This window comes from Phyllobacterium sp. CL33Tsu, assembly GCF_900113985.1.
GTDB classification, from domain to species: Bacteria; Pseudomonadota; Alphaproteobacteria; order Rhizobiales; family Rhizobiaceae; genus Phyllobacterium; species Phyllobacterium pellucidum.
This window is the reverse complement of the sequence record NZ_FORJ01000010.1, coordinates 1-16,752: the sequence shown is the minus strand read 5'-3', so window position 1 is coordinate 16,752 and position 16,752 is coordinate 1. Positions and strand designations below refer to the sequence as shown.

Below are 16,752 nucleotides of genomic sequence, written 5' to 3'. Positions count from 1 at the left end.
ATCGCTGCCGTCAACGACGTCTTGCCATGGTCAACGTGACCAATCGTGCCAATGTTGACGTGCGGCTTGTTACGTTCAAACTTGCTCTTAGCCATCTGAGCTCTCCGTTATATGTTCGCCTGCTCAGGCTTCTCAACTGTCACGCGCAACCTTATGGTTACGCAAACTTCTTCTGGATTTCCTGCGCGACTGCCGTCGGAACAGGCTCGTAGTGATCGAACTGCATCGTGTACTGCGCACGACCCTGGCTCATCGAACGCAGGTTGCTCACATAGCCAAACATGTTGGCCAGCGGCACGTTTGCATTGACGACGGTCGCGATACCACGAGCTTCCGTACCCGAAATCTGACCACGACGTGAGTTCAGATCGCCAATCACGTCACCGACGTAATCTTCAGGAGTTACGACCTCGACCTTCATGATCGGTTCGAGCAGCTGGGCACCGGCCTTCTGCGCACCTTCGCGGAATGCAGCGCGGGCTGCGATTTCGAAGGCGAGAACCGAGGAGTCCACATCATGGTAGGCACCGTCGATCAGCGTGGCTTTCACGCCGAGCATCGGGAAGCCTGCGAGCGGACCCGCACCCATAACGCTCAGGATACCCTTTTCAACACCAGGGATGTATTCCTTCGGGATCGCACCGCCGACGATCTTCGATTCGAAGATGAACTCGTCGCCGTCATGCGGCTCGAAGACGACCTTGATGCGGGCGAACTGACCCGAACCACCGGACTGCTTCTTGTGCGTGTAGTCGATTTCAGCCTTGCGGGTGATCGATTCACGATAGGCAACCTGCGGATTGCCGACATTCGCCTCGACCTTGAACTCACGACGCATACGGTCAACGAGAATGTCGAGATGAAGCTCGCCCATGCCGGAGATGATCGTCTGGCCGGATTCTTCGTCCGACTTGACGCGGAATGAAGGATCTTCAGCAGCAAGGCGATTAAGCGCGAGGCCCATCTTTTCCTGGTCGGCCTTGGTCTTCGGCTCGATCGCGATCGAGATAACCGGTTCCGGAAACACCATGCGTTCCAGAATGACCGGCTTCAGCGGATCGCAGAGAGTGTCGCCCGTCGTCGTTTCCTTGAGGCCTGCCAGGGCAACAATGTCGCCGGCAAATGCTTCTTCGATGTCTTCACGCGAATTGGAGTGCATCTGCAGCATGCGGCCGATGCGTTCACGCTTGAGCTTCACCGTGTTGTCGAGCGAGATACCCTTGGTAAGCTTGCCCGAGTAGATGCGGCAAAACGTGAGCGAGCCGACGAACGGGTCGTTCATGATCTTGAATGCGAGCATCGACAGCGGCTCTTCGTCAGAAGACTTGCGAACCGTTTCCGCATCGGTCTTGGGATCGATACCCTTGATCGCAGGAACGTCGACCGGCGAAGGCAAGAATTCTACGACACCATCGAGCAGCGGCTGAACGCCCTTGTTCTTGAACGCAGAGCCGCAGAATACCGGGTGGAATTCGACGCGGCAGGTGCCGACGCGGATGAGCGCGCGCAGCTTGTCATTGTCAGGCATGTTGCCTTCGAGATAGGCTTCCATGGCAGCTTCCTCGACCTCAACAGCGGTCTCGATGAGCTTCTCACGGAATTCTTCAGCCTTGTCCTTAAGGTCGGCCGGAATCTCGACGACGTCCCACTGGGCGCCGAGCTGTTCGTCGCGCCAGACAAGAGCCTTCATCTCGATGAGGTCGATAACGCCCTTGAACTCGTTCTCGGCACCGATCGGCAGCTGCATGACGAGCGCCTTCGCGCCAAGACGGCTCTTGACCATGTCGACGCAGCGATAGAAATCGGCGCCGGTCTTGTCCATCTTGTTGACGAAGATCATGCGCGGGACATGATACTTCTCAGCCTGACGCCAGACGGTTTCAGTCTGCGGCTCGACACCGGCATTGGCGTCGAGGAGAGCAATCGCACCGTCGAGAACGCGCAGCGAGCGTTCAACTTCAATCGTGAAGTCAACGTGGCCAGGCGTGTCGATGATGTTGAAACGGCGCATCTTGCCGTCACGGCCCTTCCAGAACGTGGTGGTCGCGGCAGAGGTGATCGTGATGCCACGCTCCTGCTCCTGCTCCATCCAGTCCATGGTTGCGGCGCCATCGTGGACTTCACCGATCTTGTGCGACTTACCGGTGTAGTAAAGAATACGCTCGGTCGTCGTGGTCTTGCCGGCGTCGATGTGCGCCATGATACCGAAATTACGGTAGTCTTCGATTTTATATTCGCGGGCCATGATAGGTTGCCTTCAAGAATAGGGTTTCGACGATTACCAGCGGTAATGCGAGAATGCGCGGTTGGCTTCTGCCATGCGATGCGTGTCTTCACGCTTCTTCACAGCCGAGCCGCGGTTGTTTGCAGCATCCAGCAATTCACCGGACAGGCGATCGACCATGGTCGACTCGTTACGGCCACGGGCTGCATTGATGAGCCAACGGATGGCAAGAGCCTGACGGCGCTCGGGACGAACGTCGACCGGAACCTGGTACGTTGCACCACCAACGCGGCGCGAGCGCACTTCGACGTGCGGCGCAACATTGTCGAGAGCCTGATGGAACAGGGCAACCGGCTCCTGCTTGCTCTTGGTTTCGACGGACTCAAGCGCACCGTAAACGATGCGCTCCGCAACGGACTTCTTGCCATGAAGCATGACTGCATTCATGAACTTGGTCAGAACGAGATCACCGAACTTCGGATCCGGGTTGATCTCACGCTTTTCTGCACTATGGCGTCTGGACATATTCTCTGTCTCTTCGCTTCGTCAGGCTCGCCACACATGGCTTGAGCCCGGGTAAATCTTACTTCGGACGCTTCGCACCGTACTTCGAACGGCGCTGCTTGCGGTTCTTAACGCCCTGGGTATCCAGAACACCACGGATGATGTGGTAACGAACACCCGGCAAGTCCTTTACACGGCCGCCGCGGATCATCACGACGGAGTGTTCCTGAAGGTTATGCCCCTCACCCGGAATATATCCGATGACTTCAAATCCGTTCGTCAGACGCACCTTGGCGACCTTACGCAGAGCCGAGTTCGGCTTCTTCGGGGTCGTCGTGTAGACGCGAGTGCAAACGCCGCGCTTCTGCGGATTTTCCTGCAGAGCAGGGACTTTATTGCGCTTTACCGGCGCAACGCGCGGCTTGCGGATCAGCTGGTTTACGGTAGGCATTCAACCTTCCCTCTTTCACAAATCTCGTATCTTCGCCCGTCAGGGCCGTTTCAGCGCCATGCTCATGCACGAATTCGGGCAACAGAACCACCGGTTGGTGGCTTGCCCGAATAAAAGCAGAGGAGACCATAAGGCCTCGTGCGAGCGGCAATTGCATATCGATCGTAAAACGAACCCTGTTTGAGATGAACTCCAGAGCGAGTCGCTCCGAAAAAGCCAATCTCACATCGGCTCAGATGGCGTGCTGATACTTGGTCATTGCGTTACAGTCAAGCCTGAACGCCAAGATTTATTAAGGTTTGCGCGCTTTAGCGGCGCAGCACCGGCCCATTGAAAGATAGTTTCGCCGAACAGGCGTTATTTCAAGCAAAATTTCACGTATTCCACGACGACGTCGCAACCGTTCGTGCTAGGACACGTTCAAATCCATCATCAGCATTATTTGCCAAGGGAATCATCGAATGGCTGAAGACTCACCAAAACCGGTCAATCTCATCGTCGCCGACGTCTGGAAGGAGAAGGACGAGGACCCGAGGCAGGTCCATCTGCTGCTCATCACCGACGACACAGAAAATCTGGTGAACATCGCTCTGCAGATTCTCGCCAACGAAGGCTATGACGAAGCTGAACTTCTCGAAATCGGCACGATCACCGAAGAGCCGGATGAGGAGCCGCACCGCTCTGCCTGGCAGAATGCGCTTACTGGCCAGGCGGCGCTCATCGAGTTCAACGAATAGAAACCGGATCAACGTGCTCGAATAGACAAGGCCGCCGCGATCAACTCGCGGCGGCCTCTTCATTTGGTTCAACCAGCCTTATTCGGCGGCGGACTGGTCCGTCATGTCCGCGAGCATCGGGCTTGCCTTGGCAGCCGTTGCCCCGGACTCCTTGCGGCGCTCGTCGATGATAAGCTCGTCGCGAGCCACGGCAATGCGGCGGATCTGCTTGACCGTGCCGCCGGTACCTGCCGGGATCAGACGTCCAACGATGACGTTTTCCTTCAGGCCCTGCAGAGCATCCATCTTGCCGGCAACGGCCGCTTCGGTGAGGACGCGGGTCGTTTCCTGGAAGGATGCCGCCGAGATGAACGACGGGGTCTGCAGCGAGGCCTTGGTGATGCCGAGAAGAACCGGAACACCGTAGCCCGGCTTCTTGCCGTCTTCCTCAAGACGCTCGTTGATCTCGTCGAGCTCGATACGATCGACATGATCGCCGGGGATAAAGCCGGTATCGCCGGATTCGGTGATCTCGACCTTCTGCAGCATCTGACGGACAATCACTTCGATGTGCTTGTCGTTGATCAGAACGCCCTGCAACCGGTAGACTTCCTGGATTTCGTTGACGAGGTAGGAAGCAAGTGCTTCCACACCCTTGATCGCCAGGATGTCGTGCGGCGCCGGATTGCCGTCGAGGATGTAATCGCCCTTTTCGATGGCGTCACCGTCCTGAAGATGGAACGGCTTGCCCTTGGGGATCAGATACTCGACAGGCTCGAGCGTCTCGTCGTTCGGTTCGATGACGATGCGACGCTTGTTCTTGTAGTCACGGCCGAAACGAACCGTACCATCGATCTCAGCGATGATCGCATGGTCCTTCGGACGACGTGCCTCGAACAGTTCCGCAACGCGCGGCAGACCACCGGTGATGTCCTTGGTCTTGGCGCTTTCCATCGGAATACGGGCAAGAACGTCACCCGCCTTCACATGCGAACCCGGCTCGACCGAAAGGATCGACTCGACCGACAACTGGAAGCGTGCATCGCCGCCCTTTGCCAGTTTCATCACCTTGCCGGCCTTGTCCTTGACGACGATCGCAGGCTTCAGATCGGAACCGCGCGGGGTCGAACGCCAGTCGATGACGACGCGCTTGGTGATGCCCGTCGACTCGTCCGTCGTTTCCGCGACCGAAAGACCGTCGACCATGTCTTCGAATTCGACATGACCTTCGACTTCCGTCATGACCGGACGGGTATATGGATCCCACTCGGCAATGCGCTGGCCGCGCTTCACGTTGTCACCATCATCGACATAGATGCGCGAACCGTAGGTGACGCGATGCGTGGCGCGTTCCTTGCCGTTGGCATCGAGAATGACGACAGCCATGTTGCGGCCCATGACGACCAGATGGCCGTCCGAGTTGCGCACTACGTTGCGGTTGCGGATCTGGACCGTACCCTCGTAGCTTGCTTCGAGGAACGACTGATCGACAACCTGTGCCGTACCACCAAGGTGGAACGTACGCATCGTCAGCTGCGTGCCCGGCTCACCGATCGACTGCGCGGCGATAACGCCGACAGCTTCACCCTGGTTGACCGGCGTACCACGGGCCAGATCGCGGCCATAGCACTTGGCGCAGATACCGCCGCGCGTCTCGCAAGTCAGTGCCGAACGGATACGAATCGACTGAACGCCAGCCTTTTCGATCGCATCGACATCGAACTCGTCGATGATCTTGCCGCCGGCGACGAGAACATCGCTGGAGACCGGATGCACGATATCTTCGAGCGCCGTACGGCCGAGGACACGCTGGCCGAGGGTCGCGACAACCTGACCGGCATCGACGATCGGCTGCATGGTAAGACCGGTGGTCGTACCGCAATCGGTCGAGATGACGATGCAATCCTGCGCGACGTCAACAAGACGGCGTGTAAGGTAACCGGAGTTGGCCGTCTTCAAGGCGGTGTCGGCGAGACCCTTACGGGCACCGTGGGTCGAGTTGAAGTACTCGTTAACGGTCAGACCTTCCTTGAAGTTCGAAATGATCGGCGTCTCGATGATCTCGCCCGAGGGCTTGGCCATCAGGCCGCGCATGCCGCCAAGCTGACGCATCTGGTTCGGCGAACCACGAGCACCCGAGTGCGACATCATGTAGATCGAGTTCATCTGCTTCTGGCGGCCAGTAACAGGATCGAACTCGACGGCCTTGATGCGTGCCATCATCTCGTCGGCGACCTTCTCGGTGCACTTGCCCCAAGCGTCGACAACCTTGTTGTACTTCTCGCCCTGAGTGATCAGGCCGTCATTGTACTGCTGCTCGTATTCCGTCGCCAGAGCTTCGGTCTCGGCAACGAGCTTCGCCTTGGTTTCCGGAATGACCATGTCGTCCTTGCCGAAGGAAATACCGGCGCGGCAGGCATGGGCGAAGCCGAGCTGCATGATGCGATCGCAGAAAATGACCGTCTCTTTCTGACCGCAATGGCGATAAACCGTGTCGATCATCTTGGAGATGTTCTTCTTGGTCATTTCCTGGTTGCAGATGTCGAAAGGCACGTTGTGGTGCTTCGGCAGCAGTTCGCCGATGATCATACGGCCAGGCGTGGTCTCATAGATCTTCGAGGTCGGCTTGCCGTCCGCATCTATGCTCTTGAAGCGGCCCTTGATCTTGGTGTGCAGGGTAACCGCTCCGCTGCCGATGGCGTGGTGAAGCTCGCCCATATCGGCGAACGCCATTCCCTCGCCCGGCTCCTTGGCCGCGACGATCGACAGGTAGTAGAGACCGAGAACCATGTCCTGCGACGGAACGATAACCGGCAGACCGTTGGCGGGATGCAGGATGTTATTCGTCGACATCATCAGGACGCGGGCTTCGAGCTGGGCTTCCAGCGAAAGCGGCACGTGAACAGCCATCTGGTCGCCGTCGAAGTCCGCGTTGAAAGCGGTACAGACGAGCGGATGCAGCTGGATGGCCTTGCCTTCGATCAGGGTGGGCTCGAAGGCCTGGATGCCAAGACGGTGCAGTGTCGGCGCGCGGTTCAGGAGAACCGGGTGCTCGCGGATGACCTCGTCGAGAATATCCCAGACTTCCGGCTTTTCCTTTTCAACCAGCTTCTTCGCCTGCTTGACGGTCGAGGAGTAACCCTTGGCGTCGAGACGGGCGTAGATGAACGGCTTGAACAGTTCGAGCGCCATCTTCTTTGGCAGGCCGCACTGGTGGAGCTTCAACTCCGGACCGGTCACGATAACCGAACGGCCGGAATAGTCGACGCGCTTGCCGAGCAGGTTCTGGCGGAAGCGGCCCTGCTTGCCCTTGAGCATGTCGGACAGCGACTTCAGCGGACGCTTGTTGGCGCCGGTGATGACGCGGCCGCGACGGCCGTTGTCGAACAGAGCATCAACCGACTCCTGAAGCATGCGCTTCTCGTTGCGGATGATGATGCCGGGCGCGCGCAGTTCGATCAGGCGCTTCAGGCGGTTGTTACGGTTGATGACGCGGCGATAAAGATCGTTGAGATCGGACGTCGCGAAACGGCCGCCATCGAGCGGCACGAGCGGGCGCAGATCCGGCGGAATGACCGGAACGATCTTCATGATCATCCATTCCGGACGGTTGCCCGATTCCAGGAAGTTTTCGACGATCTTCAGACGCTTCATCAGCTTCTTCTGCTTCAGATCCGAGGTCGTCTCGGCAAGTTCCGCCCGGAGGTCGCCGGCGATCTTTTCGAGATCCATCGAAGCCAGAAGTTCATGAATGGCTTCGGCGCCGATGAGCGCCGTGAAGGCGTCCTCACCGTATTCGTCGACGGCGATCATGTACTCTTCTTCAGAAAGAAGCTGATGTTCCTTGAGAGCTGTCAGGCCCGGCTCGGTCACGATGTAGTTCTCGAAATAGAGAACGCGCTCGATGCCCTTGAGGGTCATGTCGAGCAACGTGCCGATACGGCTCGGAAGGGACTTCAGGAACCAGATATGCGCAACCGGAGCCGCGAGTTCGATATGGCCCATGCGCTCACGGCGAACGCGCGACAGCGTGACTTCGACGCCGCACTTTTCGCAGATGATGCCCTTGTATTTCATGCGCTTGTACTTGCCGCACAAGCATTCATAGTCCTTGATCGGCCCGAAGATCCGCGCGCAGAAGAGACCATCCCGCTCCGGCTTGAAGGTGCGGTAGTTGATCGTCTCCGGCTTCTTGATCTCACCGTATGACCAGGACAGAATCTTCTCAGGGCTGGCGATCGATATCCGGATGGAATCGAATGCCTGCACAGGCACCTGAGGATTGAAAAGATTCATGACCTCTTGGTTCATGCCGTTTCTCCATGGGGCAAAGCCTGCCCTCTACTTGCGATGGATAGCCGCCGCCGCGGGTCCATCTGGATCAAATGCCGCTTCTGCAGCGGCTCGAACATACTGGTCGGGTGCGCAGCGAAACTGCGCACCCTTCCCTTCTTATTCAGCAGCGTCTGGAAGCGCCTGCTGTTGTTCCTGCTGTCGCGTATCGTCCAGTTCGACATTCAGTCCGAGCGAACGCATTTCCTTGACGAGAACGTTGAAGCTCTCCGGAATGCCGGCCTCGAACGTATCGTCGCCGCGGACGATCGCCTCGTAGACCTTGGTACGACCGGCAACGTCGTCGGACTTGACCGTCAGCATTTCCTGCAGCGTGTATGCCGCACCGTATGCTTCAAGGGCCCAGACCTCCATTTCACCGAAGCGCTGGCCACCGAACTGCGCCTTGCCACCCAGCGGCTGCTGCGTGACGAGCGAGTAAGGTCCGATCGAACGGGCGTGGATCTTGTCGTCGACCAGGTGGTGCAGCTTCAGCATATAGATGTAGCCGACTGTAACCTGGCGATCGAACGTTTCACCCGTACGTCCGTCATAGAGCGTCGACTGACCCGAGGACTTCAGGCCCGCCTGTTCCAGCATCACGTTGATGTCTGGCTCATGCGCACCGTCGAAGACCGGCGTTGCAATCGATACACCGCGCTTCATCTGCTCGCCGAGACGAACGATGCTCTCGTCGTCATAGTTGCGAACCGGCTCATTACGGTCGTTGTCCGGAATGATCGACTCGATCGTGGTCCGGAGCGGCGCAATATCGCCCTGTGCCTTGTAGGCTTCGATCAGCTCGCCGATCTTCTTGCCCATGCCGGCGCAGGCCCAGCCGAGATGCGTCTCGAGGATCTGACCGACATTCATGCGGCTTGGCACGCCAAGCGGATTGAGCACGATATCGACATGCGTTCCGTCTTCAAGGAACGGCATATCCTCAACAGCGGCGATACGCGAAACAACGCCCTTGTTGCCGTGACGGCCGGCCATCTTGTCGCCTGGCTGGATCTTGCGCTTCACAGCAACGAAGACCTTGACCATCTTCATGACGCCAGGAGGCATCTCGTCGCCGCGCTGGACCTTCTCGACCTTGTCCATGAAGCGCTGTTCGAGCAGCTTCTTGGAATCGTCGTACTGGTTGCGCAGAGCTTCGATTTCGCCCTGTACCTTCTCGTCTTCGACGGCAAACTGCCACCACTGGGAGCGCGGGTATTCACCCATGACTGCCTGGGTAACGGTCGTGCCCTTCTTGAACGCCTTCGGTCCGGCAACGGCTACCTTGCCGTTGAGAACATCGACCAGGCGGCCATAGACGTTGCGGTCGAGAATTGCCTGCTCGTCGTCACGGTCCTTGGCGAGACGCTCGATTTCCTCGCGCTCGATTGCCATGGCGCGTTCGTCCTTCTCAACGCCGTGGCGATTGAAGACGCGAACTTCCACAACCGTACCGTAGGTCCCGGGCGGCATGCGCATCGAGGTATCGCGGACGTCCGAAGCCTTTTCACCGAAGATGGCGCGCAGAAGCTTTTCTTCCGGCGTCATCGGGCTTTCGCCCTTCGGCGTGATCTTGCCGACGAGAATATCGCCCGGCTGAACTTCGGCGCCGATATAGACGATGCCGGCTTCGTCGAGGTTCTTCAGCGCTTCTTCCGAAACGTTCGGAATGTCGCGTGTGATTTCCTCAGGTCCGAGCTTCGTGTCGCGGGCCATGACTTCGAACTCCTCGATATGGATCGAGGTGAAGACATCGTCCGAAACGATCTTCTCGGAAAGCAGGATCGAGTCTTCGTAGTTGTAGCCGTTCCAGGGCATGAACGCGACGAGCACGTTGCGGCCGAGCGCCAGATCGCCAAGATCGGTCGAAGGACCGTCAGCGATGATGTCGCCCTTCTCGATCCGGTCACCCACACGCACCAGCGGACGCTGGTTGATACAGGTGTTCTGGTTCGAGCGCTGGAACTTCATCAGGCGATAGATATCGACGCCCGACTTGCCGGGCACGAGGTCTTCCGTCGCACGAATAACGATACGGGTCGCATCTACCTGGTCAACGATACCCGTACGGCGTGCACCGATAGCGGCGCCCGAGTCGCGCGCAACGATCGGTTCCATGCCCGTGCCGACGAACGGAGCCTCGGCGCGAACCAGAGGAACGGCCTGACGCTGCATGTTCGAACCCATCAGGGCGCGGTTGGCGTCATCGTTCTCGAGGAACGGAATGAGCGCCGCGGCGACCGAAACGAGCTGCTTGGGCGAAACGTCCATCAGGTCCACGTTTTCACGCGGCGCCATCAGAACTTCACCGGCATGGCGGCAGACGACGAATTCGTCGGTGAACCCGCCCGTGGCGTCCAGTTCCACATTGGCCTGGGCCACGTGATATTTGGCTTCTTCCATGGCCGACAGATAGACGACTTCGTCCGTGACCTTGCCGTCAACGATCTTGCGGTACGGGCTCTCGATGAAGCCATACTTGTTGACGCGGGCGAAGGTTGCGAGCGAGTTGATCAGACCGATATTCGGGCCTTCCGGCGTTTCGATCGGGCAGATACGGCCGTAATGCGTCGGATGAACGTCGCGAACTTCGAAGCCGGCGCGCTCGCGGGTCAAACCGCCCGGTCCAAGTGCCGAAAGACGACGCTTGTGCGTGATCTCGGACAAGGGGTTGGTCTGATCCATGAACTGCGACAGCTGCGAGGAACCGAAGAACTCGCGAACGGCTGCGGCAGCCGGCTTCGCGTTGATCAGATCCTGCGGCATTACGGTGTCGATTTCGATCGAGGACATGCGTTCCTTGATGGCGCGCTCCATGCGAAGCAAGCCAACACGGTACTGGTTCTCCATCAATTCGCCGACCGAACGGACACGGCGGTTGCCGAGATTGTCGATGTCGTCGATTTCACCGCGGCCATCGCGCAGGTCGACAAGCATCTTGACCACGGCAAGGATGTCTTCCTTGCGCAGAACACGAACAGTGTCTTCTGCATTGAGGTCGAGGCGCATGTTCATCTTCACGCGGCCGACTGCCGACAGATCATAACGTTCGCTGTCGAAGAACAGCGACTTGAACATTGCTTCCGCCGAGTCGATCGTTGGCGGCTCACCCGGACGCATCACGCGGTAGATGTCGAACAGCGCATCCTGGCGGCTTTCGTTCTTGTCCACGGCCAGCGTGTTGCGGATATACGGTCCGATATTGACATGGTCGATATCAAGAACGTTGATTTCTTCCGTGCCGGTATCGAGCAGAACCTTGAGGGTCTTCTCGTCAAGTTCGTCGCCGGCTTCGAGGTAAACCTCACCGGTCTCGAAATTGACGATGTCCTCGGCAAGGTACGAGCCGAACAGGTCGTCCTCGGTGGCCTTGATGAACTTCAGGCCCTTTTCAGCAAGCTGCTTGGCACTGCGTGCGGTCAGCTTCTTGCCGGATTCGAGCACGACTTCGCCGGTGTCGGCGTCGATCACGTCGGAGGTGGCCTTAAAGCCCTTGAAGCGGTCGACCGAATAAGGAATGCGCCAGCCTTCCCCGTCACGGCTGAACGTGATGGAGTTGTAGAAGGTCGACAGAATCTCTTCCGAGTCCATGCCAAGCGCCATGAGCAGCGACGTCACCGGAATCTTGCGGCGGCGATCGATACGCGCATAGACGACGTCCTTGGCATCGAACTCGATGTCGAGCCAGGAACCGCGGTATGGAATGACGCGGGCAGCGAAAAGAAGCTTGCCCGACGAATGCGTCTTGCCCTTGTCGTGATCGAAGAACACGCCGGGCGAACGGTGCATCTGCGATACGATAACGCGCTCGGTGCCGTTCACAATGAACGTGCCGTTGTCCGTCATGAGCGGCATATCGCCCATGTAGACGTCCTGTTCCTTGATGTCCTTGATCGACTTCGCGCCGGTATCCTCGTCGATATCGAACACGATGAGGCGCAGCGTCACCTTCAGCGGCGCTGCATAGGTCAGATCGCGCTGCCGGCATTCATCCACGTCGAACTTGGGAGCTTCGAACTCGTACTTGACGAATTCGAGCATGGAAGCGCCCGAGAAATCCGAAATCGGAAATACAGACTTGAAGACAGCCTGCAGACCTTCATCCAGTCGCCCGCCCTTGGGCTCTTCCACCATCAGAAACTGATCGTAGGAAGCTTTTTGAACCTCGATGAGGTTCGGCATCTCTGCGACTTCCGGAATCTTACCGAAAAACTTGCGTACGCGCCTACGACCATTGAAAGAATGGGTCTGAGCCATCGTCGCTCCTCGTCTTTATGCCAGAAACTGGCCTGTTTCTTAAAACCGCATTTGCGGCCCCGTGAACGGGACAAAACCCGTTTCCTGAAAGCATCAATCTTGCCGTCAGGAAAAGGGTTCAGTACCGGACCCTCCAACGTGGAGGGGAATTCTGCATCACCCCCAGAGCGGGAGTGGCGGGCAGGTTGCCCTGCCCGCCCAAAACGCAAGACTTACTTGAGTTCGACCTTGGCGCCAGCAGCTTCGAGCTGTGCCTTGATCTTGTCAGCTTCGTCCTTGGTCGCGGCTTCCTTGACCGGCTTCGGAGCTGCTTCAACGAGGTCCTTGGCTTCCTTGAGGCCGAGACCGGTGATTGCGCGGACTTCCTTGATCACGTTGATCTTGTTAGCGCCGGCTTCGGTCAGAACGACGTCGAATTCAGTCTTTTCCTCAACTGCGGCAGCAGCTGCACCGCCGCCAGCGGCAGCAGCAACAGCAACCGGAGCAGCAGCGGAAACGCCCCACTTCTCTTCAAGAAGCTTCGAAAGTTCAGCAGCTTCGAGAACGGTCAGGTTGGACAGGTCTTCTACGATCTTTGCGAGATCAGTCATTGTAATATTCCTTTACAAGGTTCGATAATTGACAGCGAGAACGGCCTTATGCCGCTTCGTCCTTCCGGGCATAGGCGCCGAAAACGCGGGCAAGCTGACCTGCCGGTGCGTTGACGATCTGAGCAATGCGCGTGGCCGGGGTCTGGATCATGCCAACCAGCTTTGCGCGCAACTCGTCGAGTGACGGAAGTGCGGCCAGAGCCTTTACACCTTCCGGGTCGAGAGTCGTTGCTCCCATCGAGCCACCGAGGATGACGAGCTTTTCGTTACCCTTGGCAAATTCGATGGCGATCTTTGGTGCCGTAATCGGATCGTTGGAATAGGCAACGAGTGTCTGGCCTGTGAACAGGTCAGCGATGCCTTCCGAATCCGTACCCTGAAGAGCGATTTTGGCGAGGCGGTTCTTCGCGACTTTAACGGTGCCACCCGCATCACGCATCTTGGAGCGAAGATCGCCCAGCTGCGCTACGGTGAGACCGGTATAGTGGGCCACGACAACTGAGCCAGAGTCCTTGAAGACCCCGTTCAGCCACGCGACGAATTCGCGCTTTTCCGCTTTTTCCACTGTCTCTCTCCATTTGGCAGAAACGCTTGATTGCGTCCCTGCCGGGTTGCCTTTTGCTGCAAGGGGCCAGTTAGAAAACTGGATCCACGCAACACCTGAGGATCCTGTCCCCCTTGCTTGCCGAAACCGGCAATAGCGAAAGGCAACTACGGTTCGAACCTTGTTCTCGGGCTTTCGCCCTCAAACCTGGTTGTTCCACGTCTCATGCGGGTTCATACGAATTAAGGCGAACCACCCGCAATCTCGGACAGGATAACCGGACTTTCATCCGGTTATCCAGGCCCCGAAGGGCCTGGAATTCTTTTGATCTCAAACGCTTGGGCTTGAGAATTGATGCAATGGTTACGCGACGCGAACCGTTGCGGGATCGATCTTGACGCCAGCGCCCATCGTCGACGAGATCGCGACGCGCTTGACGTATTCACCCTTGGCGCCGGCCGGCTTTGCCTTGGTGACGGCATCGGCGAACGCCTTGATGTTCTCTTCGAGCGCCTTGGCATCGAACGAAGCCTTGCCAACGCCCGCATGAACGATACCGGCCTTCTCGACGCGGAACTCTACGGCGCCGCCCTTGGAGGCCTTGACGGCAGCGGTGACGTCAGCCGTAACCGTACCGACCTTCGGGTTTGGCATCATGCCGCGCGGGCCGAGAACCTTACCGAGACGGCCGACGAGCGGCATCATGTCCGGGGTCGCAATGCAGCGATCGAAATCGATCTTGCCGCCATTGACGATCTCGAACAGGTCTTCGGCGCCAACGATGTCGGCACCAGCCTTCTTGGCCTCTTCGGCCTTGTCGCCGCGGGCGAAAACAGCCACGCGAACCGTACGGCCCGTGCCATTCGGCAGGTTGACGACGCCGCGGACCATCTGGTCGGCATGGCGGGGATCAACGCCGAGATTCATTGCGACTTCGATCGTTTCGTCGAACTTGGCAACGGCACGCTCCTTGACCATGGCAATCGCCGAGGTCAGGTCATAGAGCTTGTTGCGGTCAACGCCTTCGCGAACCTTCGCTACACGCTTTGCAAGTTTTGCCATCGTCTTAGCCCACCACTTCCAGGCCCATCGAACGGGCAGAACCTTCGACCATGCGCATTGCGGCTTCGACGTCCGCTGCGTTCAGGTCCTTCATCTTCGCTTCGGCGATTTCACGGACCTTGTCGCGCGAGATCTTGCCGGCAACCGTCTTGCCTGGCTCCTTGGAGCCCGACTTCAGATTTGCGGCCTTCTTCAGGAAGTAAGACACCGGCGGCGTCTTCATCACAAAAGTGAAGGACTTGTCCTGATAATAGGTAATGACGACCGGAATGGGCGAACCCTTTTCCAGTTCCTGCGTCTGCGCGTTGAACGCCTTGCAGAATTCCATGATGTTGATGCCGCGCTGACCAAGTGCCGGTCCGATCGGCGGGGACGGCGTTGCCGATCCTGCCGAAACCTGCAGCTTGAGCTGGCCTGCTACTTTCTTAGCCATAACTTCTCTGCCTTTTCATTATGCCGGAAAACCGGCGGTTGCAGTTTGGTGGTGCGGGTCGGGGATCCGGCTTCAGATCGCCTCACCTCCCACCATGTTTGCCGCTTGCGCGGCACGCGACCCGTGAGCCGCGATGATCAGACCTTCTCGACCTGACCAAATTCGAGGTCGACCGGCGTAGCGCGGCCGAAAATCGAAACTTCCACCTTGAGGCGCGAACGCTCTTCGTCGACTTCCTGCACGGTACCGTTGAACGAAGCGAACGGACCATCGGCAACGCGAACGCTTTCGCCGATCTCGAACGAGATCGAAGCCTTCGGACGCTCGACGCCTTCCTGGACCTGGGTCAGGATGCGCTCGGCTTCCTTGTCGGAGATCGCAATCGGCTTGTTGTCGGAACCCAGGAACCCGGTCACCTTCGGCGTGTTCTTGATCAGATGATATGCGTCATCCGTCAGATCGGCACGAACCAGGACATAGCCCGGGAAGAACTTGCGCTCGGCGTCGACCTTGCGGCCACGACGCACCTCGACCACTTTCTCGGTCGGCACGAGGATCTTCTCGAAAAGATGCGACAGACCCTTCTGCCTCGCCTTTTCTTCGATCGACTCAGCGACCTTCTTTTCAAAATTCGAATAGGCGTGAACGATGTACCAGCGCGCGGTCATTACTTATTCCCAATCCCGATTTTTGTTCAGCCTGCGTTAACGGCCAAGACCGAGAACGAGATCGATCCCGAATGCCATCAACTGATCGGCCGCGAAAAAAAAGACCGCAGCAAAAGCCGCCATTATCATCACCATCGCGGTGGAAATGAGCGTCTCGCGCCGCGAAGGCCATGTGACCTTTGCGGTTTCAGCGCGCACTTGCTGAAAAAAAGTTATCGGATTCGTTTTGGATGCCATTTACCGCTCGTGCGTGTCATTGTGCTGTAAACATGCTGTGTTGAACTTGTCACAACACCATCTGTCCACACCATTGCGGTCCGTAAAGCTGACCGTTCAGCTCCACGCACCGCGTGTCTGTTGACGTTACATAGAACCGATTCCGGAAAAACGCAAGTCCCCGGAGCCGCTTCTTTTCCAAACATCTGTCGGCGGCACCATCCAATCGTGTCCCGGCAGATTATGCGTTGGCAGGGGAGACAGGGTTCGAACCTGCGACCTACGGTTTTGGAGACCGCCGCTCTACCAACTGAGCTACTCCCCTGCATTGGCGGCGTACATTCCATAAAGCCGCCGCCATTTCAAGGGCAATATTACGACTTCCAGTGAGTTGCGGCAAAATTCGTTTGCCAATGAAGTTCTTGCAACACCTGAAAAGCCTCAAACCCCGCTACGGGTCTGCGAATTGATGAATCAGTTGCTTGGGCGAGTAATCTAAATGGCGACGAGGTTCCGTAAGTTCAAGCCCTATACGTCGGAGTCGAATCGCGTGCGGAAGATCCGCCCAGCGCTCAAATGCAGAAAGGGCGGCCCCAAGGACCGCCCTTCCCGAATGCAATCGTCAGAAGACGATTTTACTCAATGATCGACGAGACGATGCCGGCACCAACGGTGCGGCCGCCTTCACGGATAGCGAAGCGGAGCTTCTCTTCCATGGCGATCGGCACGATCAGCGTCACATCGACTGCGATGTT

General features: G+C 57.9%; 14 protein-coding genes and 1 tRNA gene. 1 reads left to right on the top strand and 14 read right to left on the bottom strand.

Going from position 1 to position 16,752, the window contains the following annotated elements:
- The 4 genes from BM074_RS22890 to rpsL form a co-directional block, all read right to left on the bottom strand.
- Nucleotides 1-95, bottom strand: a 95-nt coding sequence (locus BM074_RS22890; protein ID WP_018010120.1) for a GTP-binding protein, incomplete at its 3' end; no start/stop codon positions are given.
- A 62-nt stretch (nt 96-157) separates the two neighbouring features.
- Nucleotides 158-2,245, bottom strand: a complete 2,088-nt coding sequence (fusA, locus tag BM074_RS22585; protein ID WP_027229716.1) for an elongation factor G — start codon at nt 2,243-2,245, stop codon at nt 158-160.
- 33 nt (nt 2,246-2,278) lie between these two features.
- Complete coding sequence (gene rpsG / locus BM074_RS22580) at nt 2,279-2,749, bottom strand: 30S ribosomal protein S7 (protein WP_027229717.1); 471 nt, start codon at nt 2,747-2,749, stop codon at nt 2,279-2,281.
- Nucleotides 2,750-2,807: 58 nt separating this feature from the next.
- Entirely contained in the window at nt 2,808-3,179 is a 372-nt protein-coding gene (rpsL, locus tag BM074_RS22575; RefSeq protein WP_027229718.1) for a 30S ribosomal protein S12, read from the bottom strand.
- 461 nt (nt 3,180-3,640) lie between these two features.
- On the opposite strand from rpsL, the gene BM074_RS22570 reads away from it, so the two are divergent.
- Nucleotides 3,641-3,916: a hypothetical protein gene (locus BM074_RS22570; protein ID WP_091925815.1), complete on the top strand. Its 276-nt coding sequence runs from the start codon at nt 3,641-3,643 to the stop codon at nt 3,914-3,916.
- A gap of 78 nt (nt 3,917-3,994) precedes the next feature.
- On the opposite strand, the gene rpoC is transcribed toward BM074_RS22570, so the two are convergent.
- From rpoC to BM074_RS22520, 10 genes are all read right to left on the bottom strand, one after another.
- Nucleotides 3,995-8,206, bottom strand: a complete 4,212-nt coding sequence (gene rpoC, locus BM074_RS22565; RefSeq protein WP_027229720.1) for a DNA-directed RNA polymerase subunit beta' — start codon at nt 8,204-8,206, stop codon at nt 3,995-3,997.
- Between the two features lie 141 nt (nt 8,207-8,347).
- A complete protein-coding gene (gene rpoB / locus BM074_RS22560; protein WP_027229721.1) occupies nt 8,348-12,484 on the bottom strand; it encodes a DNA-directed RNA polymerase subunit beta in 4,137 nt (1,378 codons plus the stop codon).
- A gap of 212 nt (nt 12,485-12,696) precedes the next feature.
- Complete coding sequence (rplL, locus tag BM074_RS22555) at nt 12,697-13,074, bottom strand: 50S ribosomal protein L7/L12 (RefSeq protein WP_027229722.1); 378 nt, start codon at nt 13,072-13,074, stop codon at nt 12,697-12,699.
- 46 nt (nt 13,075-13,120) lie between these two features.
- A complete protein-coding gene (gene rplJ / locus BM074_RS22550; protein ID WP_027229723.1) occupies nt 13,121-13,639 on the bottom strand; it encodes a 50S ribosomal protein L10 in 519 nt (172 codons plus the stop codon).
- A gap of 342 nt (nt 13,640-13,981) precedes the next feature.
- On the bottom strand, nt 13,982-14,680 hold the full coding sequence (gene rplA / locus BM074_RS22545; RefSeq protein ID WP_091925812.1) for a 50S ribosomal protein L1: 699 nt from the start codon (nt 14,678-14,680) through the stop codon (nt 13,982-13,984).
- Between the two features lie 4 nt (nt 14,681-14,684).
- A complete protein-coding gene (rplK, locus tag BM074_RS22540; protein ID WP_027229725.1) occupies nt 14,685-15,113 on the bottom strand; it encodes a 50S ribosomal protein L11 in 429 nt (142 codons plus the stop codon).
- 137 nt (nt 15,114-15,250) lie between these two features.
- Nucleotides 15,251-15,781 carry a transcription termination/antitermination protein NusG gene (gene nusG / locus BM074_RS22535; RefSeq protein WP_027229726.1) on the bottom strand — a complete coding sequence of 177 codons (531 nt, stop codon included), beginning with the start codon at nt 15,779-15,781 and terminating at the stop codon, nt 15,251-15,253.
- Nucleotides 15,782-15,817: 36 nt separating this feature from the next.
- Nucleotides 15,818-16,018: a preprotein translocase subunit SecE gene (secE, locus tag BM074_RS22530; RefSeq protein ID WP_091925810.1), complete on the bottom strand. Its 201-nt coding sequence runs from the start codon at nt 16,016-16,018 to the stop codon at nt 15,818-15,820.
- Nucleotides 16,019-16,246: 228 nt separating this feature from the next.
- A tRNA-Trp gene (locus BM074_RS22525) sits at nt 16,247-16,322 on the bottom strand.
- A gap of 310 nt (nt 16,323-16,632) precedes the next feature.
- On the bottom strand, nt 16,633-16,752 hold a 120-nt coding region (locus BM074_RS22520; protein WP_139217713.1), incomplete at its 5' end, for an EF-Tu C-terminal domain-related protein.

Bases quoted from the DNA above. Each gene is read 5' to 3' on its own strand.
- rplA (WP_091925812.1), bottom strand. From the start codon at position 14,680: ATGGCAAAACTTGCAAAGCGTGTAGCGAAGGTTCGCGAAGGCGTTGAC.
- nusG (WP_027229726.1), bottom strand. From the start codon at position 15,781: ATGACCGCGCGCTGGTACATCGTTCACGCCTATTCGAATTTTGAAAAG.
- rpsG (WP_027229717.1), bottom strand. From the start codon at position 2,749: ATGTCCAGACGCCATAGTGCAGAAAAGCGTGAGATCAACCCGGATCCG.
- secE (WP_091925810.1), bottom strand. From the start codon at position 16,018: ATGGCATCCAAAACGAATCCGATAACTTTTTTTCAGCAAGTGCGCGCT.
- BM074_RS22570 (WP_091925815.1), top strand. From the start codon at position 3,641: ATGGCTGAAGACTCACCAAAACCGGTCAATCTCATCGTCGCCGACGTC.
- rpoC (WP_027229720.1), bottom strand. From the start codon at position 8,206: ATGAACCAAGAGGTCATGAATCTTTTCAATCCTCAGGTGCCTGTGCAG.
- fusA (WP_027229716.1), bottom strand. From the start codon at position 2,245: ATGGCCCGCGAATATAAAATCGAAGACTACCGTAATTTCGGTATCATG.
- rplL (WP_027229722.1), bottom strand. From the start codon at position 13,074: ATGACTGATCTCGCAAAGATCGTAGAAGACCTGTCCAACCTGACCGTT.
- rplK (WP_027229725.1), bottom strand. From the start codon at position 15,113: ATGGCTAAGAAAGTAGCAGGCCAGCTCAAGCTGCAGGTTTCGGCAGGA.
- rpoB (WP_027229721.1), bottom strand. From the start codon at position 12,484: ATGGCTCAGACCCATTCTTTCAATGGTCGTAGGCGCGTACGCAAGTTT.
- rpsL (WP_027229718.1), bottom strand. From the start codon at position 3,179: ATGCCTACCGTAAACCAGCTGATCCGCAAGCCGCGCGTTGCGCCGGTA.